The 20,766-nt window shown below is 51.3% G+C and carries 18 protein-coding genes and 1 tRNA gene; 4 read left to right on the top strand and 15 right to left on the bottom strand.

Annotation, left to right across the window (positions count from 1 at the left end; translation table 11 throughout):
• Window positions 1–206: 206 nt before the first annotated feature.
• The 15 genes from NBZ79_RS19050 to hemC form a co-directional block, all read right to left on the bottom strand.
• Window positions 207–1,124, bottom strand: coding sequence for a LysR family transcriptional regulator (locus NBZ79_RS19050; protein WP_251934246.1), 918 nt, complete (start codon window positions 1,122–1,124; stop codon window positions 207–209).
• On the bottom strand, window positions 1,117–1,959 hold the full coding sequence (locus tag NBZ79_RS19055) for an alpha/beta hydrolase (RefSeq protein ID WP_251934247.1): 843 nt from the start codon (window positions 1,957–1,959) through the stop codon (window positions 1,117–1,119). Before NBZ79_RS19055 ends, NBZ79_RS19050 begins: the two co-directional genes overlap by 8 nt.
• 2 nt (window positions 1,960–1,961) lie before the next feature.
• Window positions 1,962–3,068, bottom strand: coding sequence for an alcohol dehydrogenase catalytic domain-containing protein (locus NBZ79_RS19060; RefSeq protein ID WP_420854628.1), 1,107 nt, complete (start codon window positions 3,066–3,068; stop codon window positions 1,962–1,964).
• Complete coding sequence (locus NBZ79_RS19065) at window positions 3,068–4,318, bottom strand: NAD(P)/FAD-dependent oxidoreductase (protein ID WP_251934249.1); 1,251 nt, start codon at window positions 4,316–4,318, stop codon at window positions 3,068–3,070. The genes NBZ79_RS19060 and NBZ79_RS19065 overlap by 1 nt, the downstream gene beginning before the upstream one ends.
• Before the next feature lies 1 nt (window position 4,319).
• Window positions 4,320–5,309: a fatty acid desaturase gene (locus NBZ79_RS19070; protein WP_251934250.1), complete on the bottom strand. Its 990-nt coding sequence runs from the start codon at window positions 5,307–5,309 to the stop codon at window positions 4,320–4,322.
• An 87-nt stretch (window positions 5,310–5,396) separates the two neighbouring features.
• Window positions 5,397–6,890: a sugar ABC transporter ATP-binding protein gene (locus NBZ79_RS19075; RefSeq protein WP_251934251.1), complete on the bottom strand. Its 1,494-nt coding sequence runs from the start codon at window positions 6,888–6,890 to the stop codon at window positions 5,397–5,399.
• Window positions 6,891–6,892: 2 nt separating this feature from the next.
• On the bottom strand, window positions 6,893–8,440 hold the full coding sequence (locus tag NBZ79_RS19080) for a xylulokinase (RefSeq protein ID WP_251934252.1): 1,548 nt from the start codon (window positions 8,438–8,440) through the stop codon (window positions 6,893–6,895).
• 22 nt (window positions 8,441–8,462) lie between these two features.
• A complete protein-coding gene (locus tag NBZ79_RS19085) occupies window positions 8,463–9,491 on the bottom strand; it encodes an ABC transporter permease (protein WP_251934253.1) in 1,029 nt (342 codons plus the stop codon).
• The gene (locus tag NBZ79_RS19090; RefSeq protein ID WP_251934254.1) at window positions 9,488–10,483 is read right to left on the bottom strand and encodes an ABC transporter permease; all 996 of its coding nucleotides are present in this window, start codon (window positions 10,481–10,483) and stop codon (window positions 9,488–9,490) included. The genes NBZ79_RS19085 and NBZ79_RS19090 overlap by 4 nt, the downstream gene beginning before the upstream one ends.
• A gap of 107 nt (window positions 10,484–10,590) precedes the next feature.
• The gene (locus tag NBZ79_RS19095; protein WP_251934255.1) at window positions 10,591–11,892 is read right to left on the bottom strand and encodes a sugar ABC transporter substrate-binding protein; all 1,302 of its coding nucleotides are present in this window, start codon (window positions 11,890–11,892) and stop codon (window positions 10,591–10,593) included.
• A gap of 76 nt (window positions 11,893–11,968) precedes the next feature.
• Window positions 11,969–12,307, bottom strand: a complete 339-nt coding sequence (locus NBZ79_RS19100; protein ID WP_251934256.1) for a non-heme iron oxygenase ferredoxin subunit — start codon at window positions 12,305–12,307, stop codon at window positions 11,969–11,971.
• Window positions 12,308–12,611: 304 nt separating this feature from the next.
• Window positions 12,612–12,687, bottom strand: a tRNA-Thr gene (locus NBZ79_RS19105).
• A 76-nt stretch (window positions 12,688–12,763) separates the two neighbouring features.
• A complete protein-coding gene (locus NBZ79_RS19110) occupies window positions 12,764–14,122 on the bottom strand; it encodes a heme biosynthesis protein HemY (RefSeq protein ID WP_251934257.1) in 1,359 nt (452 codons plus the stop codon).
• A 10-nt stretch (window positions 14,123–14,132) separates the two neighbouring features.
• Window positions 14,133–16,220, bottom strand: a complete 2,088-nt coding sequence (locus NBZ79_RS19115) for a uroporphyrinogen-III synthase (RefSeq protein WP_251934258.1) — start codon at window positions 16,218–16,220, stop codon at window positions 14,133–14,135.
• A 10-nt stretch (window positions 16,221–16,230) separates the two neighbouring features.
• The gene (gene hemC / locus NBZ79_RS19120; protein ID WP_251934259.1) at window positions 16,231–17,172 is read right to left on the bottom strand and encodes a hydroxymethylbilane synthase; all 942 of its coding nucleotides are present in this window, start codon (window positions 17,170–17,172) and stop codon (window positions 16,231–16,233) included.
• 81 nt (window positions 17,173–17,253) lie between these two features.
• Between hemC and tsaD the strand changes: the two genes are divergently transcribed.
• Genes tsaD through NBZ79_RS19140 form a run of 4 tightly spaced genes read left to right on the top strand, consistent with a single transcriptional unit; the run spans window position 17,254 to window position 20,764 of the window.
• Window positions 17,254–18,309, top strand: a complete 1,056-nt coding sequence (gene tsaD / locus NBZ79_RS19125) for a tRNA (adenosine(37)-N6)-threonylcarbamoyltransferase complex transferase subunit TsaD (protein ID WP_420854629.1) — start codon at window positions 17,254–17,256, stop codon at window positions 18,307–18,309.
• Window positions 18,310–18,329: 20 nt separating this feature from the next.
• Complete coding sequence (gene rpiA / locus NBZ79_RS19130; RefSeq protein WP_251934261.1) at window positions 18,330–19,010, top strand: ribose-5-phosphate isomerase RpiA; 681 nt, start codon at window positions 18,330–18,332, stop codon at window positions 19,008–19,010.
• A gap of 20 nt (window positions 19,011–19,030) precedes the next feature.
• Entirely contained in the window at window positions 19,031–19,984 is a 954-nt protein-coding gene (locus NBZ79_RS19135; protein WP_251934262.1) for an NAD(P)-dependent oxidoreductase, read from the top strand.
• A 30-nt stretch (window positions 19,985–20,014) separates the two neighbouring features.
• On the top strand, window positions 20,015–20,764 hold the full coding sequence (locus NBZ79_RS19140; protein ID WP_251934263.1) for a hypothetical protein: 750 nt from the start codon (window positions 20,015–20,017) through the stop codon (window positions 20,762–20,764).
• The last annotated feature ends 2 nt before the right edge of the window (window positions 20,765–20,766 follow it).

Here is a 20,766-nt window from a genome sequence, read left to right on the forward strand (position 1 = left end):
TCGTCATATCTCTTTTCAGTGTCAAAAGGCGACATTAAGGTATTCTATTTCAGATCGTTGAGTAGCGTTTTGGAGACAAACGGATCAGAGTTCCAACAAACCCACGGGCGATCTCGCGTTCACACGTAGATCGGTCTATCCAATCGGTACTCAAACCAACAAAGCAGGGTGATTTAGCTCGCTAAAATCGCAATCTGAATTTTCATTTAGTCCACCGGATTCGTACTGCTGTCCAAGAGTAAGCGTTTTTCCACTAATCGCATAAACACATCAATCGCTGGAATGTTTCTGCGTTCGCGAAGACAGGCAGCATATGAATTGGTCATAGGTGGTTGCGAGCGTATCCGGATGAGGGTCAATCTTTCGTCTGGCGAAAATTCTTCCATGGAAATGATACCAGCACCCAATCCGGCGGCCACCGCCTCAACAACGGAATCACGCGACAGCTCCATGATCACATTCGGCTTTACGCTTTGCTCTTCCAGCTTTTCTTCAAGGGCACGGCGCGTCATTGACCCTTCCTCACGGAAGATCATCCGCTGCCCATCAAGTTCTTCAAGCGAAATAGTGCTTTTGGCCGCCCAATCGTGCGATTCGTCGACGATGATCGCAACTTCATGTGCGCCGAGGCGCAATTGTTCGAGTTTGTGATCGTCATATTTCCTTCCCAAAATCGCGACATCGAGTTCGTAATTCAGCAAGCGTTCGTATAATACTCCAGAATTACCACTGACGACGGAAACCTGAACCAGCGGAAATTTTTCAGAATAGTCGACCAGAAAGTCCATGACAAAATAGGAGCCAACGGTGCCAATATGTAGCTTACCACCGTAACTATTGCCTGTTGAATCTAACAGACTGTGTGCATGTTCTTCCAAGGCAAAAATTTGCCGTGCGAGTTTCATTAAGGCAACCCCTGTATCCGTAAGGTGCAGTCCATTCGGCGAGCGGTCAAATAATTGGACATTAAACCGTTCTTCTAGCGCCTTGACCTGTGTCGTCACGGTGGGTTGCCCGATGTTCAGCCACACCGCTGCCTTCGTGAAGCTCTGCACACGGCCGACTGCATAAAACGACCGCAGTTGGCTGAAATTGATATATTTTAAGCGATCCGGGCTATGCATTATTGACCTTTTCACAGGCACCACTGAGAACTTTCGATACTATACCAGAGATAATCGACCTTGGTTGCAGCAATTCCAGCAGGATAGAATAGTGATTTTCACCCGGCAAGGTTACCAGAGCCGATCCGTGTCGGTCGGCAGCCTGGTATTTATCAACCATAGCAGAAGATTGACGCAGATATTCTTTGGTTTCTGCCGAACCTACAATCGCGATCAGCTGTGTCTCTGCCGCAGGATACTCTAGCGGACTAGCGGATTTAGCCATGTCAGTATCCATTTTTAACAGGTGATTTACGGAAGTACCGAGCAGCGGAGAAAGATCAAACAAACCGCTGATCGGGACCAGCCCGGACAGCGGCATCACAGAGGCAGGCAACGCTGGTGCGGCACTCGCGGCCAGATGGCCGCCGGCAGAATGTCCTGTCAGAACCCAGCCTGACGGAGCGATACCGCTCCGATGCAATGCGTCAAAAATAGCCGCGATTGCCGCACCAATATGGATGATCATCGTTGCGATACCGACTTCGGGTGCAAGTGGATAACCCACCAAGGCAACACTGGAACCATCTCGCAGGAATGGCGCCGCAACAAAGCTATACCGTTCTTTGTTATGGCTTTGCCAGTATCCGCCATGGACAAAAACCACCAGACCCTTGCCTGACTGACCGGGAAATAGATCAAACCGCGCCCTGGGATGCGCTCCATATGGCCGATCCAGTTGCGCCGCGCCTGCCGCACGTAAGGTGGCGCTTTCAGTATCAAAGCGTTCATAAATCTCTGACCGTTCAGGATATCGGTCACGAAATACGAATTCAGCTTCGAGGCGGTTGGTCATCTCTACTCAAAATCTATGATACTGCGCAAAGACTGGCCCTTCCGCATCAAATCAAATCCACGATTTACGTCCTGCAACGGCATCCGGTGGGTTATTTGGGCATCCAGCTCGATCTCGCCCTCCATGAACAGATCAATAAGGGGCGCAAGGCCTGAGCGGCCCTTTACGCCACCGAAATAGCTGCCGTGGATAGATTTCCCATAGCGCACGCCAACGGGCGCAAACTGCATTTCGCTGCCTGCAGGCTCGACGCCCAAAAGCACGGCCTGACCCCAACCCGGTACTGCGCTTTCGAACGCTTGCCGCATGACTGAGAGAATGCCGGAACATTCAAAAGCCACATCCACACCACCCAAGGTCAAATCGCGAATAGCGGTGACAGCATCCGCTGACGGATCGGATGCGTCGATGAAATCGGTCATGCCATAGTATCGGCCCAAATCGATTTTATCGGGGTTGATATCAACACCAATGATCTGTTGTGCGCCGCAAATTCGCGCACCTTGGACAATGTTAATTCCGATGCCGCCCAGACCGAAGACAGCAACCTTATCCCCGTGCTTCACATGGGTCATCGCAGCACCAACGCCCGTCGTGACGCCGCAGCCGAACAAGCATATTTTGTCCAGCGGAGCATCTTTGCGGATCTTTGCAAGTGCGATCTCAGGGACAACTGTATAGCGCGACAAGGTCGACGTTCCCATGAAGTGATGCACCACAGCCCCGTTGCGGGAAAACCGCGCGGTTCCGTCGGGCATGACACCCATGTCGCGGGTCTTCTTAATGCTCCAGCAAAGGTTGGTGCGATTGGACTGACACATTGCGCAAGTCCCGCATTCAGGTCCGTAAAGCGGAATGACATGGTCCCCGGGCCTAAGGCTGCTCACGTCCGTGCCGACTTCAACAACGCGACCAACTCCTTCATGACCGGGGATCAAAGGATAAACCGTTGATGCATTGATCCCCTCGAGAGCTGTAAGGTCGGTATGGCACAAACCGCTGGATACAATCTCGATCAGCACTTCGCCGGAACGCGGCGGTGCCACCAGAACCTGCGCCAGTTCAAGCGGCGTTTCGGGACCCGTACAGATAGCAGCGAGTGATTCAATCATGACACCGGCACCGGCGACGCTGGTTGCACATGAATGGGTGCGAGGCTCATTTTTGCTAGAACTTTAGCAGTGATCGGGGCTTTCTTTTCCATGGCCGCACGCGCCCTGCGCAAATCACCGCCGCAATCCAACCCGACGGCGCCCAAAAGCATGTCTGCGTCAAGATAATAGGCGAGATATTTCGGATCACCCGGATTACCGCGCGCAAAAACCGTCGCCCCCTCTTGAAGTTGGCCAACGATTTGAATGTTATGTTCAAACTGATCTGTCCAAAACCATGGAACCTGATCGTAGGCACCATCTTGATCGCATAGCACATGCGCCACGACAGCGGCGGTGTCCTCCGCGTATTTCCAGCTCTCTAACCGCTGGGCTGTTCCGACGCGTTCGTCCAGCATATTCGCGATATCTCCGACCGCATAGACGTCAGGGGCGCTTGTTTGGCATTTACGATTGACGACAATGCCATTGTCGATCTTCAGATCCGCCGCCTGGGCAAGTTCGATGTTCGGAATCCCACCAATCCCAGTCACTACAAGATCGAATTCGAAGATTTGTCCGTCATCCAGGTTCAGCGTCGCTGCGCCTTTCTCCGATCTGGCATCTGCGATGGTCTTCGCGCACAAAAGAGAGATTCCGTGATTTCGGTGAAGTTGGACAAACCAATCCGACATCGTGCGGTTAAAAACCCTGCTCAATGGGCGCTCAGCCATTTCTATTATGGTCACTTCCGCGCCCAGCGACCTGGCTGAGGCGGCAACTTCGAGGCCAATGAACCCTGCACCGATGATGCCCACCCGCGCACCTGGATTCAGATGCTCGCGCAACGCCATCGCATCGTCGTATGTGTGAAGTGTATAAACGTGTTCCTTTATTGCGCCGAGGTTTGGAATGCCGCGCGGTGTGAGGCCCATTGCAAGGACCAACTGAGTATAAGGAAGTACCCTACCGTCGGACAAATGAACCGACTTGGCCTGAATGTTGACGCTATCGCATGTGACTCCGCAGATAAGATTAACGTCCAATTCTTCCCAACGCTCAGCGGTCAGTAGTTCAGGCGTGGAACGCACGTTTAAATCTGTCAGCACTGCCTTGGACAGAGGAGGGCGCTCGTACGGCAAATGTGGCTCGCGACCAATGATTGTAATTGGCTCTTTGTACCCGAATACCCGCAAACGTTCAGCGGTGCGGCCCCCGGCATGTCCGCCGCCAACAATGACAACTCCAGTTTCGTGCAGTATTTTCATTTCAGTCGGTGCTCGATGAAGAGGAATTCTTGCGCAAGACTTTGGCTAGAATTTCGCGGTGAACGTTGATGTAACCCTTTGTGACACATTCCAAATTAGGCACGACATGCTCATGGAGCTTCGCAAGGGCGTGAAAAGGCACTGAGGATGCAAGATGGTGTTCGGCGTGGTAGGGCATGTTCCAATAAAGCTGGCAGAGTATCGGATTTGCAAGGGTCGTGCGGGTGTTGGCCAGCAAATTGGGGCTTTCTTCGGTTCCAGTGTGTTCGGCCATCCGGATCGAGCGCAAAACAGGTTCGCCTATGATGCGCGGGATCAGCCAATAGACAAGCACAAATGTGCTGGAAAAATAAATCGAAGCCACGATTACGGCAATGTAAAACAGAAGCTGAAGGCGAATTTCATTGGCCACCTGGCGGCGCACGGACTCTGGTAGAAAGGTCTTTTCGTCTTCGTTGAATCCGGCCACTGAGCCTCGCCAAAGAGTTCCGAACAGTTTTGGCCAGAATTCCGCACCAACAATCTGCGCCAGATAGTCACCAAAACTGTGCGGGAATGGCACGATGTCAGGGTCTCGGTCTTTGTGCTGAGTATAAGTGTGATGTGCGGCATGGCGATATTTGAAGTAAAGAAATGGCCGGAACGTTAGGGTGGCAATCACATAGCCCAATAGGTGGTTCAGCCAACGGGTTTTGAACGCAGTGCCATGTGAACATTCGTGCAGCGGGGCAAAGGTGAGAACGATCACCGTCCCATAGACTAGCATCGCCGGGATTTGCAGCCACAGAGTTCCAGAAGTCACATACACCAAAAGGCCGCTAACGATCAGCGCCAAAACATGGACCACAAGGTAGAACAAGCCGGGGCCGTCGCTGCGTTTTCGCAGCTCCTTTAGCTTTTTGCGCGACACGACCTCTGGGCCCGTCAGTGGCCATATCTGACTGCCAACTCCACCAATGCCGGCATAACTGGCGGCGTTGTTTCCGGACATCTGATTCTCCTGTATTTTCAAGTTAAACCAGCCTTAAGCGATAGACATCTTCGTTGGAAATTCATTTTTTCAATTGCTCCATTGCTGTCAGGCGAAAAAACATCGCGCTATTTCTTCTGTTGAAAAGTCCTTGCGCTCGAAGGAACCAGTGACACGGCCGCGCCCCATCACAATGATCCGATCACAGACCTGGATCATCTCTTCAAGCTCGGTAGTCAGCACGATCACCGCCCGCTTCTCGTCGGCAAGAGATTGTATGTTGCGCCAGATTTCAACCTTCGCGCCAACATCGACCCCGCGGGTTGGATCCTCGGCAATAATGACATCGCTTTTGCGGGCAATCCATTTCCCGATGACGATCTTTTGCTGATTGCCTCCAGACAATTGCGATACTCGCTGCGTCAGCGTGCTGACTTTGATCGCTAACAACTTGACCATCTGTGCGGTGGTTGATGCGAGTGAACGTTTTTGCAGGAATCCGAGCGTTTTAATGCGATCCAGAATAGCAAGCCCAAGATTGTCTGCAACGGCCATCCCAAGTACGAGCCCCTCGTGCTTTCGGTCTGCGGCCATGAAGGCAACCCCGGCGTCAATCGCGTCTCGGGGAGCGCGGAAATGACAGGGCTTATCGTGGATGGTCAGAGATCCTGAATCGATGGACCTTACACCGAAAATAGACCTGACCACGGCTTCGCGCTGGCAGCCTAGCAACCCTGCGATACCCAAGATTTCACCCTCACGCACTTCAAAGCTTACGTCTTGAAACAGGTTTTTGTGGCTTATTGCCTCCGCCTTAAGCACTGTTTTACTCAAAGGACGATCCTGATGTGCCATTGCAGAGGACTTGTATTCTCGCCCGACCATAAGCGACACCAGTCGATCTTCGCTCATCCCTAGTGCCGGTTCTGTCGAGACCACCTGCCCATCCCGCAGAATGGTAATGCGATCTGATATTTCCAACACTTCAGCGAGCCGGTGCGACACATAAACAACCGCTATTCCGCGTTCTTTTAAGTCGATGATGATATCCAGAAGGTGACGAACTTGGTCATCATTCAGCGATGCCGTGGGTTCATCAAAAACGATGACCTTGGGGTCGGCGGCGAGTGCCCTGCAAATTTCGACAATTTGCTGTTCGTTCAGGCTTAATGAAGCTAGCTTCTGTTCGGGATCGATTGCAACTTGAAGCCGGGACAGCAGAATGCGTGCATCGCTGTTCATGCGGGCCTTATTGTTTAGACCCCCCTTGCGCGTTGGTTCGCGGCCAAGATAGATGTTTTCAGCGACCGTCATATTGGCGCATAAAACCAGTTCCTGATGAACCATTGACAAGCGGCGTGCGATCGCCTCTGCCGGGGATTTGATGACAGCGAGGGCGCCATCCAGATAAATGGCTCCTTCGCTTGGCGCTTGCAGGCCGTTAATACAGGACAACAACGTGGATTTACCTGCGCCGTTTTCGCCCACAAGGCTGTGCACTTCTCCGGCACGCAAATCAAAACTGACTTTTGACAATGCGATAACACCGGGGAAGCGCTTGGTGAGCCCGCGGACTTCAAGCAATGGGACCTGACCCGTCACCACTAAGATCCATATCGCTTAAGAAAATCCCGATGCCGATCCATGTCATCTTTCAGGTTTTGATACACGGATAACCAAATTTCAAAGAATTCGGCATATCGTTTATGGGCTTCTGGATCAGGGTCAATCGTCTCTTTGATGCTCACAATCTGGTTGAGCGGAGCTGTTGGGTCATCGTAGATGCCTGCAGCAACCCCCGCCAAGATGGCGTCGCCTATGGGTGCTGCCTCGCCGATGTCAGGAACTTTCAAGGGTCGGTTGACAACGTTTGCCGTGATCTGGTTCCACAGGCGGCTCTTGGTTGGGCCTCCGTTCAAGACCAAATTATCAATCTGCGCGCCAGCACTTTCAGCAATGCGGAAGTTGGACAGCAGATCGAACGCGACACCTTCGATCAGCGCCCGGATCATAGTCTCGCGCCCGGTTGTTGGTTGAACACCAAAGAATACGCCTGTGGCATTGCTGTTCCAGTTCGGTGCCAGCGAGTTGCCCAGATACGGTAAATACATCAGACCATTTGAACAGGGCGGAATCTGACGGGCTTGTTCCGTAAACAGGTCGAACACATTACCCGCCATACGGTCGGCGATGCGGCTTTCGGATTGGCCAAAATGATCCCGGTACCATTTCAGCGAGGCTCCGGTAAACGCCATCGGTGCATCAAACATTGTCAAACCCGGCAGGACATGTGGCCATTTCAGAATTCGAAATTCATCCAAGGTCTGTTCGGTCGGGATCATGATGCCGATGTTTGATCCGGTACCCATCGAATAAAAGGCTTCACCCGCTTTTGTCACACCGACACCAAGGGCGGCAGAGCTGATATCCGTACCACCGGCCGCAACGATTGTGCCAACGCGCAAGCCGGTTTCCTCGGCGGCTTTTTGGGTGACTTCACCGACCTGCTCATGAGAGTGGAACAGCTTGGGAAATTTGTCGATCGGAATACCGATGGCGTCAGCGACTTGTTCGTTCCAACGCTCTTTCTGGTATTCAAAAGCGTAAGCAAGGCCCGCGTCGCCCATATTCATGGTGAAGTTTCCGCAAAGACGGAAGGTACAATAGCCCGAAGGGGAAAGAAATTTGTGCGTTGCATCAAACGTATGAGGTTCGTGTTTCTTGATCCACAGCGCCTTGGGGTCGATAAACCATGGCGCTACCCGGTTGCCATTGTTGCGATTGATAACGCCTTCTCCGATGGTCGCACGAATGTCGCTACATTCTTCTTCCGAACGGGAATCCATCCAGATCATTGCCCGGCGCAATGGCTTGCCTTTGTCGTTTACAGGAAGGGTCACACCCACAAGTCCAGAGAGGGCTACTCCGGCAATGTCTGCCGCAAAGTTCCCTTGTTCCAGGCACTGCCGGATCGCCGAGACGACAGCGCTCCAATAGTTGTCCGCATCCTGCTCGGCCCAACCAGGATGTGGGTGAAATAACGGGTGCTCCTGTGAACCGAAAGCAACGATTTTGCCACTCTGCGTATCCAGAATTGAGGCCTTTACGTTCGTGGTGCCGATGTCTACACCAAGTGTCAGATGTCCAGCCATTCAGTTTTCCTCCCAGATTTACTTATTCTTGTTTCATTCGCTGTTGGATACTTGAGATGCCCACAGCTACGATCAGCACTAGGCCGATGATCAAATTCTGATACGACGTGCTCACGCCCCAAAGCCCAAACAAATTAAGGCCCAAAGCAAACAACACGGTGGCTAGAAATGTCCGCCAGGGCGATCCGATGCCCCCGGCAAGGGACACACCGCCAATGACTGCAATCGCAATCGCCGTTAGCTCGTACCCGCCGCCCAATGGCGCCTCGACAGATTTGAGCCGTGCCGTCAGCACGATGCCGGCCAACGCTGCGCACCCTCCGCTAATTGCAAACGCAGCCACTACATAACGTGCCGTCTTGATGCCGGCGTACATGGCGGCGATTTCGTTGCCACCAATCGCGTAGAAACGGCTTCCAGCAACGGTTCCCTTCAAAAGCAAAAGCATCACGGTCAGTGCGGCGAGAAAGATCAAAAACCCGGTGGGCATGCCAAGGTAAACGGTATCTCCGATCCAATCGAAGGTCGCGCCCTTAAGATAGAAAGGTGCGCCATTGGTAAAAATGTAGCTCAGGCCGCGCAAGGCGGTCAGCATCACCAGTGTCATGATAAATGACGCAACCTTGAGGTAGGCCACGCCAATGCCGTTAAGGATCCCGACGCCGATCCCTGTCAACAAAGTGATGACGATAGCCAGTACAGGCGGGCCGACAAACGAATTTCCGCGGACGATCCAGCGCTCGTCCAACACTGCCCCAATCTGCGTCGTTATCGCGACGCCAACAATCACGGAGAACACCATTGTCGCGGCAACCGACAGATCGATCCGCCCAGTTAACAGCACCATTGTCATGCCCAACGAGAGCAATCCGATGGCCGCTGAATTGCGAATTGTATTCGCAAGGTTTAAAGGTGTCAGGAAATAGGGCGAGGTGATGATACCGACGATAAAAGCCATCACGATCAACCAGATCAGAGGATCTTTAAGCAGCCTCAAGATGGAACGGGACGTTGTCGAAGCTTGTGCAGCCAGATCAGTTTCAGCGCTCATTTAGCCACCTGCCGCTGTCTGATACCAGGGACAACTACGGCCAGGATGATCAGCGCGGTCACGACCTGTTGCAGATAGATGCTGACACCTAGTTGATTGAGCAAACTGTTGATCACACCGATAATCATCGCCGCCAGCAATGTTCCCAGAATTGTGCCGGATCCTCCGGCAAGGGCCGCCCCGCCCAGCACCGTGATTGCCAGCACCCGCAGCTCCATGCCGGGATAGGCGGCTGGGTTGATATAGGACAGGCGCGCACTTTCCAGAATTCCTGCAACCGCCGCCAAGACACCGCAGATCATGAAGGTCACGACCTTGACTTGTCCTGTGCGGATACCTGACAGCGTCGCTGCGGCCGCATTTCCACCAGTGGCATACAGTTTGACCCCGAAGGCTGTATATCTCGTTAATATTATGGCCAAGATCGCCGCCAGAAGCAGCGTCAATATCGGGACGGGAACGCCCCACACCTCGCCCCTGCCCAACCATAGATACCCTGGTAAGTTGTCCGGGTAGGCGGCCTGACCGCTGGATACGGTGTTCGCCAGCGCGCGGGCAATTCCGAGCATAGCCAGCGTGGCAATTAGGGACGGGATGCCGATCCAGACAACAAGTAAGCCGTTCAAAAACCCAAGCAACAAACCAACAGCAAGCACAGCTGAGACAACAACAAACGCTGAGCCAGTATCAAAAAGTGTCGCACCAACAATGCCAGATAACACCGCTGTGCCTGCGACCGAAAGGTCAATTTCGCCAGAAATGATAACCAATGTCATCCCTAAAGCGACAACGGTCGTACCGGCGACCGCCAATAAGATGACCTTGAAATTTTCCAATGAAAAGAATGACGAAGAAACCAGCGTGCCGACTGCTACAAGCGCAATCAAAACCGCAGCCAGCGAAAGTATTGAAGCGTTCTGCTGCCAAAGGTGGTTCATCGATATGCCACCGGAGCTGTTTATGTTCGCGCCGTTACTGTCGGAATTTTTCATCGTTCGTGGGCCTCGTAAGAGAAATCGACATGGCCGTCCCGATTGTATGACATGCAGCGCCCCGAAGTACGCTGCATGTCAGTTTTCGAAACGACGCCTTACAAAGGTTACTCTGCCTTAGGCCCATATGCATATAGCCATTGGTCAGGTGTGACGGTTTTAACACCCTCTATGTCCATTGCTTCTTTGGTGATCATTGGCAGGTTTGGCGTCATGATCAGTTTCGGAGGTGCTTCGTTCAAGCCCTCTTTGGCGCCAATGTGCTGGATGACCGCTCGGATACCGATATCACCGATTAGTGGCGTGTATGGTGCAACCATATCGATATTGCCATCTGCAATTTCCTTGAGCACCTCTTTGGAATCATCATTTGCAAGAATGACAATTTTACCGCCACCGGGCGCACTGTTCAGCCGACCGGCTTCGCGGATCGCGTCAAGGGCTCCGATGGCTTCTTCACCACCAGTGTTAAAAGAAACGCTGACGTCGTCAATACCTTGTAGTGCATCTGCCGTCGCTTTGAACGCAAGTGTCCGCTGGCTTTTCGTGTGATAGTTTCCGGCAACCTCATAACCACCTTCGTTACCAATCGCCTCCAGAAATCCACCCGTCCGAATTGAGTCAGCCGTTGAGCCAAGGTCTTTGCGGTTCAAGATAATTTTACCGCCATCACTGATCTGTTTTAAGAACAACCCTTGCTGCAAGCCATTTGCGTAGAAATTACCAAGCACCTCAGAGCTGATCTTCTCAGAAGATGTCCGACGGTCAAGGCTGACAACCGGGATGCCGGCCGCAATTGCGCGGTCGACTGGTGGTCCCATCGGTGCTTCGCGTGCGGGCCACAAAACAATGCCGTCATATTGTTGCGCAATCCAGGTATCGATGACCTGCCCCATCTTGTTGTCATCAAATTCGGCATCAATCACCTCGAATTCAATGTTCGGATGGCGTGCGGCTTCCCATGCAGCTGTGTCAGCAAGACTTATCAGCCAAGGATGATTGAACCCGTGGAAGACAAAACCGATCCGATATGTCTTGGAAGGATCAAGCACGGGGCCTTCAGGCATCGGTAAATAATCGGTGAATGGTGCCTTGATCTCTAGTTTACTATAGGGACCGGTAAAGGTCGCACCCATTCCGGGCTCCCAAATAAATCCGCCGGCCAGATCGCCGACAGGATAGGCATCCAAATAATCACGAAAACCGTCACGCCCAAACAAATCTGAAACATCGTCATTGGACATGCCTGTGCGCGCCGCATCAGAATATTTACCGATCAAACCATTGAGAACTGTATGCACCGAAGAGTCATCAGCAGCCGCAGGCAACGCCCAGGTGCCTGATAAAAACGGTGTGACTGCAAACGCCAATGCGCCCAGCAGAAGATTTCGTTTGTTAAAGGTTATCATTAGTAATTCCTCCCATGTTGTTAATAATTCATGCGCCGCCGCGTTTGTTATTGCGAAAACCCGACCGCCTGATCATTCAATTTTCGACAAAAACGTAGATGTGTCCTTCCTCAACCTTTGTCTTGAACGTCTTCAAAGCGATTGTCACCGGCGGGGACAAAGGTCGCCCTGTGCGTATGTTGAAGATGCCCTGATGAAGCGGGCATTCCACAGTGCCATCGGCCACGTATCCTTCGGACAGGAAAGCATGTTCGTGAGAGCAAATACCGCCGGTCGCGAGATACTCATTGTCTACGTTATAGACAGCGATGCATTGACCTTCATAGTCGAACCTGTCCGCATCGTCGGGCTCAAGTTCACTCGCAGCCATCGCCTTAACCCAAATCCCTCTACTAAGGTCTTGATCTTTTGCCATATTGCCCTCATTGCCAGAACAAATCGTACGATCTACATTTTGAATGTTCCGCGCAAATTCATTGTAGCAATACCGCTATTGCAAAATGAATGGACGATCATCCTTGGGTGCAGGTTAGGTACTCAGCTCTGGAGATTTGAGCCACAAGAGAGGTTGTGTCCTTGTCCGAATAGAGGAAAACTTCCGGATAACAGTATGTATATAGATACGTGGTCATGTTTCTAGATCGAGAAGAAAGCTATCAATTTGCACTTACTGTGAGTTTTGAGAGAAAGTCTGAATGAGCTTAGTCATTGAAAATAAATGGTGCCGCTGGGGTGACTTGAACACCCGACCTATGCATTACGAATGCAGTGCTCTACCAGCTGAGCTACAGCGGCACATTTGGATTTCCGGCAACATATAATAGCATGCCACGCAGAGAGCAAGCCTTTCGTTTCGGTAATAATTCCCTAGTTATCCCTGCTCGATCTCGGATATTTCTTGTACGACTTCTGCCTCGATCATCTCTTGTACTTGCGGCCCACGATCGGCCGTGCGCCAAGTAAAGCTGTCAAACTGTCCGCAAGCGGTACAATGGGACTCCCAAATCTCTTCCTGGCGACCGCAGGAATTACAGATCCAGAGCGGGTCCTGTGGTGCGGCAGCACTTTTCAATATCCATTCTCTCGCCGCAATTGCATCTGCATTTGCTTTCTCTTCAAGTTCCGCCAGCAAATAATACATACTCGCAGCCGGTGCTTTATCGATCGCCTTCATAAGATGCTCGCGAGCCGGCCCCCAGTCCCGAGACGCGAGAGCAGCTTTCGCCAACATTAAATGAGTTTCCAGGTGATCAGGATTGTTTACCGCCACCGTTTGCTGGGCCCGTCGAAACCAATCGGGTGGTTGCTCCCCGGACTGAATGGTTCGAATAGCTTCGGCGAGGTCCCGATGCGGTGCTTTCTTCCAACTGTCCGCGACTAGTTTGGAGAGCTTGCGAGGTGATTCCATCTTCGCCGTTAAATTAACAGCGAGAATCGCTGCGGGGACGAAAGTCGGATCCAGGTCATGTGACGTAATTGCCAATGACAAGGCATCGGCCTCTTGACCTTTATTTTTGAGTGCCAGTGCCCGCTCATATGAGATAACAGATTTCGCTCGAACAACCGCTGCCCCCTTCGCAGCTTTGCCGCGTGTCATGCGCGACAACGTTCGGTCGGCCATTTCCCAATTACGGGTTTCAACAGCAAGTTCGTAAAGTTCCTTGAGAACCCATGCGGTTCCAGGTCGCAACTCGTCCGCGCGCTTCGCCAGGGAAATTGCTTTCTCCGGATCGGTTTCCTTACGCGCGCGATTGATTAAACCGCGCAAACCCAGAAATTCCGTATCGTCTCGTTCAATCATTCGATCATAATAAATTCGAGCAGCTCGATCATCCTCATTGAGTTCGGCTGCTTGCGCCGCCAGTAACAATGTCATCGGCTCCCCGGAAAGATGTTTCTCTGCTTCGATCGCCTGACGGCGCGCTTCGATGGCGTCTCCAGCCGCAATGGCGACCATGCCACTGGACAAAGCTTCCAGTCCTTTTTCGCGCCGACGTGCGGTGAAAACGGCGCCGATCCGCCCGGGCCCTCGCTTCATCCATACCCAAAAGCGATACAAGAACGCAACAATTACCGCGAACACAAGAGTGAGAGCAGCAACTACAACGATAGATGTCTCGACCACATAGCCGCCCCAAGTTAGCTGTACCGTCCCGGGATAATCCGCAAGCCATACAGCTGCGAAAGCAAGAAACGCAAGAACCACAAAAAAGAAAATTGAACGTGTCATACTTGCCCCTCTAGTTCGACGACGGTGTCGAAATAGCCTCTGATGTCACTTTTTCAAGCAATCCAGATATTGCATTCTCAACATTCAGCCTTGCCTTGGCTTTAGCCAGCCAGTTTTTTGCGATTTCTGCTGAAGGGCCTGTGAGTTTTTCTATTTCTGCAACTGCTTTATCAAGATCATTCATGAGTAAGTCTTGTTCCGTTCTGGCGACAATCGCATCAACATCCGTTCCGTCGAGATCATCTACACGACGAAATTTAACTGCAGACGCGATGCGATGCAAAGTCTGACCATACCATGTTTCATCGGAGGGAAGGCGCGCTGACTGGCTAATATCACTTGCTATGGCAGCAAAATCCTTTTGCAAGCTCGGCATTGTCGCCGCCCCGATCGGTGCGATATCGGACAAAATGTCCAGTTCAGATTTCAGATCCGAAGTTGCAACCGCGGAAACTTGTGCCAGGCCATTTTCAAAAGGCTCATCATTTCTGGTTTCCCGCTGCAGCTGACCAAGGGCGAGTAACATCAATGTACGCTTATTCTCTGCCAGAAGGTCCGCCTTATTATCCGCCTCATCCTTAAGGGAGGCTTCAATTGACGACAGCAACATTGCCTGGGTTTTGGACGAATCCTGTTCTGTCGCCAGCTCGCTTTGGAGGGCGTTCATCCGGGTTTTTAAATCAAGGAGCTCGTTCTTTAAATCAAGTATCTCCGATTGGGTTTCCGGGCTTTCGGCCGGTGCCGCTGGTTCAGCAACTTTCAGGCTCGAAATTTCGCTTTCTTGTTTGGTAAGCTCGCTCGTCGCCAAGTCTAATTTTTTTACCTGTTCTTCGAGTTGAGCCTGGAGATTGCTGATGCGTTGATTGGTTGCCGCAGATAGGCTCGCAACGGCATTACTGGTATCAGCTGTTGCCGGAATAGCGGCCGAAGAGGAGGGCGCAGGCTCACTCTTTTCAAGAGCATCTAAGCGATCAGAAAGTTTTGAGTAATCCGTCTTCATCGACGCTTGTATATTCGCAATTTCCTGAGTTACATCTAAAGTATCCGATTTGCCAAATTGGCCAGAAATTATTTCCGCGGTTTGCGTCGGTAGATAAGGCTGCACTTTCGGATAGAGGAGCGGCCACGCCGCCAGACCTAAACAAAAAACAAGAATCAACAACAGTAAAACCGTTCCAAATGAAGATTTCTTCTTTGAATCCGAACCACGTATTTTAGCTTGTGTATCTGATCCGGCGCTTCCCTTTACATCCGTCGCCAAAATTTTCTTTAAAGCTGGATCTTCCGCCGCCGCCGACGTCTTTTGCTGCGTGTCAGGCTTGCCTGATTTTTTATCGGACACTTTCTGCTCCCTTGTCTTGTCAGGGTTATCTATTTTCAGGGAGTTTGAATTGACATCCTCTAGTAATGTCAAAAGACTTTCCTGATTTGGCTCTTTCGCAATCTTAACATCGCTCCAAGATAAATCGCCTATTTTTTCCGCAACAGCTTCGCTCAAACATAAAGCAACAACTTTATCCAAGGTTGTCTCGAGCCCTGCGGCTTCAATGGCGCTTTTGAATATAAGGGCTGTTCGGGGTGAATAAAATAGGGCCACGTCGAAAGATTGCGACTTCAACTGGTCAACAATATCTTTGTCAAATTGGTCCATGACGTCGGTTCTATACAAAACCGCTCGATCACACACAAAGCCCGCAACTTTTAAAAGTCCCGATAAGTCGCCAGCTACATCTGTTCCCGCGATATGAATAAGTTTTCCATTCTTAGGTTTGCACTCCGCAATCACCTGCTTTGCCAATGAGGGAACATCACCATCTGCACTTACAACAGCATCAAAACCTTCCTTGCGAACCGCCTCTGCAGATGCATTTCCCACCGCAAATACTTTGACATTTCTAAATGCAGTTGCACGGCCTAACGCCCGTGCGCCATTGGCGCTGGTTACCAAAAGAGCCTGGACATTCTCGGTTGTAATCTTGGTTCCTGGAAGATTTACAATCGTCATCATTGGCGCAAGGACAGCATCATATCCCTGTGTTCTTAATAACTTGGCGAGACGGCTGGCGTCCGGTTCCGGGCGTGTAACTAGAATCTTCATATCAGCTACTCTACACCGGAAAGGAGAGCATGTCCTCTCCTGCGCTGTTCTTCAACTCATGGCCAATGCGTTCTCCCAGCTCATGGGCTTGCGTTATCGGTCCAGTACCCTTGGCATCCAAACGGAGGGTACCATCGGGAGAGAGTAAGCTTGCCCTGAAATACAAATTTTCAGCATCGACTATTTCGGCATAACCAGCAATTGGCGTTCGGCAGGAGCCATCAAGCACGGCCAGCATCGCCCTCTCACATTGAACACGTGAAAAACTGACCGCATCATTAATCGGTGCTAGCAACGCCTTAACATCCTTATCGCTTGTTCGGCGTTCGATGCCAATCGCGCCTTGGGCAACTGCCGGCAGCATTTCTTCAGGACTTAGCAAATCGGTTACAACATTTTCTTTGCCCAGTCGCTTGAGGCCAGCATAGGCAAGAAGTGTCGCATCGGCTTCGCCCTCCTGCAATTTCCTCAATCGCGTGTCGACCGACCCGCGAAAAATACAAACCTCTAAATCAGGCCGCCGGTTGAGTATTTGCGCTTGGCGTCGAAGGCTTGATGTACCAACAATAGCACCTGCAGGCAGGTCTGCCAGGCGCGCGCCGTCGGCCGAAATGAAGACATCCCGTGCATCCTCCCGAGGAAGAATGCAGTCAATGACAAGGCCTTGCGGAAGCCGGGTTTCCATATCCTTCATGGAATGAACCGCAAAGTCGATGGTACCGGTGAGCAAGGCTTCTTCTATTTCCTTTACAAAGAGGCCTTTGCCGCCAACTTCGCTCAAAGCCCGATCCTGTATCTGATCACCTGTCGTTTTAATGACGACGATCTCCAAATCCTGCGGAGTGAGGATATCGCTATGAGCTTCCAATAAACGAACACGTGTTTCGTCGGCCTGAGCAAGGGCCAATGGGCTTCCTCTCGTTCCAATCTTGTATTTTTTAGCAATCGTCATATTGCGAGATCATCCGTCAAGTGTTAGAGCCATTATCAATCTGCACCGCTTTGTAATAGAAAACAAATGTCAAAGAAACAAATAGTAGTCCTCGGGCTAGAAAGTAGTTGTGATGAGACCGCCGCTTCCGTGGTAACGGGAGATGGCGCTATTCTATCAAATGTCGTCTTATCACAAACCGATGCCCATGCGCCCTTTGGGGGCGTAGTGCCGGAAATTGCAGCCCGGGCCCATATTGTACAGATGGATCGCCTCATCGCCCAGGCTATGACAGATGCAAATATCGATTTTTCGGACCTGTCTGCGGTCGCCGCAACTGCAGGGCCCGGTTTAATCGGCGGAGTACTGGTGGGACTGATGACCGCCAAAGCCATAGCTGCCGTGGCGGATATTCCATTGATCGGGATCAATCATCTTGAAGGTCATGCGTTGACTGCGCGCCTGACAGAAAAAACTACCTTTCCCTACCTGCTCCTGTTGGTTTCCGGCGGTCACTCCCAGTTACTGGTTGTAGAAGCAGTTGGAAAATACCGCCGCCTCGGCACAACGATCGATGACGCTGTCGGCGAAGCGTTTGATAAAACAGCGAAAATGCTGGAGTTGGGATTTCCGGGTGGCCCCGCCGTGGAACGGGCAGCTTTGTCAGGGGACCCAAAAAAATATGCGCTGCCGCGACCGATGAAGGGCCGAGAGGGCTGTAATTTTTCTTTCTCAGGCCTAAAAACAGCTGTCCGTCAGCTTCGTGAAAAAATGGGGCCTAATGCGACATCCCAAGAAATATCTGATCTCGCGGCTAGTTTTCAGCAAGCGGCTATCGATAGCCTTGTAAACAGAACGCAACATGCTGTGGATATCTTTAAAGATGAGTTCCCGGATGGAGATACCCTCGTGGTTGCCGGCGGTGTTGCCGCTAATCAATATTTGAAACTGGAGCTAACAAAACTTACCCAGTTCTGCAAAATAAAACTTGCTGTTCCCCCGCCTGCTCTTTGCACAGACAATGGCGCCATGATCGCCTGGGCCGGCGTCGAAAAATATAAACTTGGGCAGTTTGATTCTCTGGCGCTTGCGGCACGGGCCCGCTGGCCTCTTGATCCAAATGCAGAGCCTGCACCCTATGCGGGCTATAAAGCCTGACTTAAAAAGGATACGAGAACATGACAGAAGACGATCAAAAACAAGCAGCGGCGAAAGCTGCGGTGGCATATATCGAAGACGGCATGGTTCTCGGCCTTGGCACAGGCTCCTGTGCAGCAAAAATGGTTGATTTGCTGGGAGAGCGGGTTCAAGCCGGCTTGAATGTAATTGGCATCCCTACGTCGGAAGCCACCGCAAAACAAGCCACCAATCTAGGCATAAAGATAGCTGGTTTCGACCAAGTTAAGATTATTGATCTGACAATCGACGGGACAGATGAGGTCGACCCGCAGCGACGCCTTATTAAGGGAGGAGGAGGTGCTCATCTACGCGAAAAAATAGTGGCCTCCCTTTCCGATCGAATGATCGTCATCGCCGAGGCAAAGAAACGCGTACAACAACTTGGTGCCTTTAAATTGCCGGTAGAGGTTGTGCGGTTTTCGGCACCGGCCCTTATGCCAAAAATAAGCGCCCTGGGTTGCACCCCGTCTCTCAGGCAGGATAGCAAAGATGATCTTTTTCATACTGATGAAGGAAATTACATCATCGATTGTGATTTTGGAGCCATTTCAGAACCGGAGAGCCTCGCGCTTACCCTCAGCACAATGCCGGGCGTAGTTGAGCATGGACTGTTTATTGATTACGCTGACACAATCATTATCGGAACAAATGACGGTGTCGAAATAATAGGTGCAACATAAGTAAATAGGGAATTATTCAAATGGAAGTAGGGTTCATCGGACTAGGAAATGTGGGCGGAAAACTTGCTGGGTGCCTACAACGAAATGGTTTTAACATAACTGTTCGCGATCTGGATAAAAATACTGCCGCCCCTTTCCTGGAAGCAGGCGCGAAATGGGCGGATAGCCCGAAAGCCATGGCCGAAGCTTGTGACGTTATCATTACATGCCTCCCGAGCCCCGCCGCGAGTTCCGCCGTCATGGAATCCGAAGATGGTATCCTTGCCGGTTTAACCGCGGGGAAAATATGGGCGGAAATGAGCACAACAGATGAGCAGGAAGTTAAAAGACTGGGCGCCCTTGTAAAAGCCCGCGGCGCATTTCCGGTCGATTGCCCGGTCTCCGGCGGATGCCATCGGGCTGCCACCGGAAATATTTCCATTTTCGCGGGGTGCGATCGTCCGGTTTTTGAGAAGATGCTACCGCTGCTCACAACCATGGGGCGTCGGGTACTCCATACTGGTGATTTGGGATCAGCATCGGTACTGAAAGTTGTTACAAATTATTTATGTACCGTACATCTGGTAGCATTGGGTGAAGCTCTGATGACTTCGAAAATGGCGGGCATGGATCTCGCGACGGCGTATGAGGCCATCCGTATTTCATCAGGCAATTCTTTTGTTCATGAAACCGAAAGTCAGGTCATCCTGAACGGTAGCCGTGATATCAACTTCACCATGGATTTGGTCGTCAAGGATGTCAGCCTTTTTCAATCTGTTGCCGATAAACATAAGGTTCCATTGGAGATATCTCCGTTGGTTCTTGATATTTTCAAAGATGGGGAAAGACGCTATGGCCCGCGCGAATGGTCGCCAAATATAGTCGCCCGGCTTGAAGAAGCCTGCGATGCAAAATTACTCGCCTCCGGGTTCCCGGCGGAAATACACGATGATGAGCCGGAGGAATCTGGATACGAAGTTGTCGTAAATCGCTAAATCTACCTTTTGGCCATTATGGAGCTTTGATTGAGCTTGCTCCGCCCGGACAGGACCGATACGGTAAATTCTTATCTTGTCCGGGGGGAAAGACTTGAGAACAATACTTTTATCTCATGCATCTATTATCGCTTTACGGTGAAGTACAAGCGACTGGTCATTTTGATCATTCTCTATGCCGCTTTATTTTGGGGCGGATTAATTGCGGGTGAGTGGCTGACAGGACTACTCAACCCCGAGCCCGAAACAACCGAAGGCCACGCCACACAAATGATGGTTGCGATGACGGCAATAGTTTTTGTCGTAGTCTCAGCAATACCCTTCGTGCCAGGCGCCGAAATCGGATTGGGCCTGTTAATGGTCATGGGAACGCAGGTTCTCTTCTTGGTTTATTTTTGCATGGTCCTTGCGCTGAACATTTCGTTTATATTCGGTCGTTTCGTGCCGACCCGCGCGACAATCGCAACGTTTGAATTTTTCGGGTTAAAAAAAGCCAGTGATTTGGCAAGAGAAATGGCACCGTTGTCCAAAAAAGAGAGGCTGGTTATTCTGACAGATAAAGCTCCTCGTTACATTATTCCGTTTTTATTGAAACACAGATATCTCGCTCTTGCAGTCGCTCTCAATATACCTGGGAATACGCTGATCGGCGGCGGAGGCGGCATTGCGTTCATTGCAGGGCTGAGTGGGATATATTCCTTCCCAGCCTACATACTCACGATCTTGATCGCCGTCGCTCCGGTGCCATTGGTTTTCTATTTTTCCAGCCGCGCCTTCTAAGA

Source organism: Sneathiella marina (genome assembly GCF_023746535.1).
GTDB classification, from domain to species: domain Bacteria; phylum Pseudomonadota; class Alphaproteobacteria; order Sneathiellales; family Sneathiellaceae; genus Sneathiella; species Sneathiella marina.

Coding starts and splice junctions, on each gene's coding strand:
- NBZ79_RS19065 (WP_251934249.1), bottom strand. CDS start 4,318: ATGAAAATACTGCACGAAACTGGAGTTGTCATTGTTGGCGGCGGACAT.
- NBZ79_RS19050 (WP_251934246.1), bottom strand. CDS start 1,124: ATGCATAGCCCGGATCGCTTAAAATATATCAATTTCAGCCAACTGCGG.
- NBZ79_RS19110 (WP_251934257.1), bottom strand. CDS start 14,122: ATGACACGTTCAATTTTCTTTTTTGTGGTTCTTGCGTTTCTTGCTTTC.
- NBZ79_RS19095 (WP_251934255.1), bottom strand. CDS start 11,892: ATGATAACCTTTAACAAACGAAATCTTCTGCTGGGCGCATTGGCGTTT.
- NBZ79_RS19100 (WP_251934256.1), bottom strand. CDS start 12,307: ATGGCAAAAGATCAAGACCTTAGTAGAGGGATTTGGGTTAAGGCGATG.
- NBZ79_RS19085 (WP_251934253.1), bottom strand. CDS start 9,491: ATGAGCGCTGAAACTGATCTGGCTGCACAAGCTTCGACAACGTCCCGT.
- NBZ79_RS19135 (WP_251934262.1), top strand. CDS start 19,031: ATGGAAGTAGGGTTCATCGGACTAGGAAATGTGGGCGGAAAACTTGCT.
- rpiA (WP_251934261.1), top strand. CDS start 18,330: ATGACAGAAGACGATCAAAAACAAGCAGCGGCGAAAGCTGCGGTGGCA.
- NBZ79_RS19090 (WP_251934254.1), bottom strand. CDS start 10,483: ATGAAAAATTCCGACAGTAACGGCGCGAACATAAACAGCTCCGGTGGC.
- NBZ79_RS19055 (WP_251934247.1), bottom strand. CDS start 1,959: ATGACCAACCGCCTCGAAGCTGAATTCGTATTTCGTGACCGATATCCT.
- NBZ79_RS19115 (WP_251934258.1), bottom strand. CDS start 16,220: ATGAAGATTCTAGTTACACGCCCGGAACCGGACGCCAGCCGTCTCGCC.
- NBZ79_RS19080 (WP_251934252.1), bottom strand. CDS start 8,440: ATGGCTGGACATCTGACACTTGGTGTAGACATCGGCACCACGAACGTA.
- NBZ79_RS19070 (WP_251934250.1), bottom strand. CDS start 5,309: ATGTCCGGAAACAACGCCGCCAGTTATGCCGGCATTGGTGGAGTTGGC.
- hemC (WP_251934259.1), bottom strand. CDS start 17,172: ATGACGATTGCTAAAAAATACAAGATTGGAACGAGAGGAAGCCCATTG.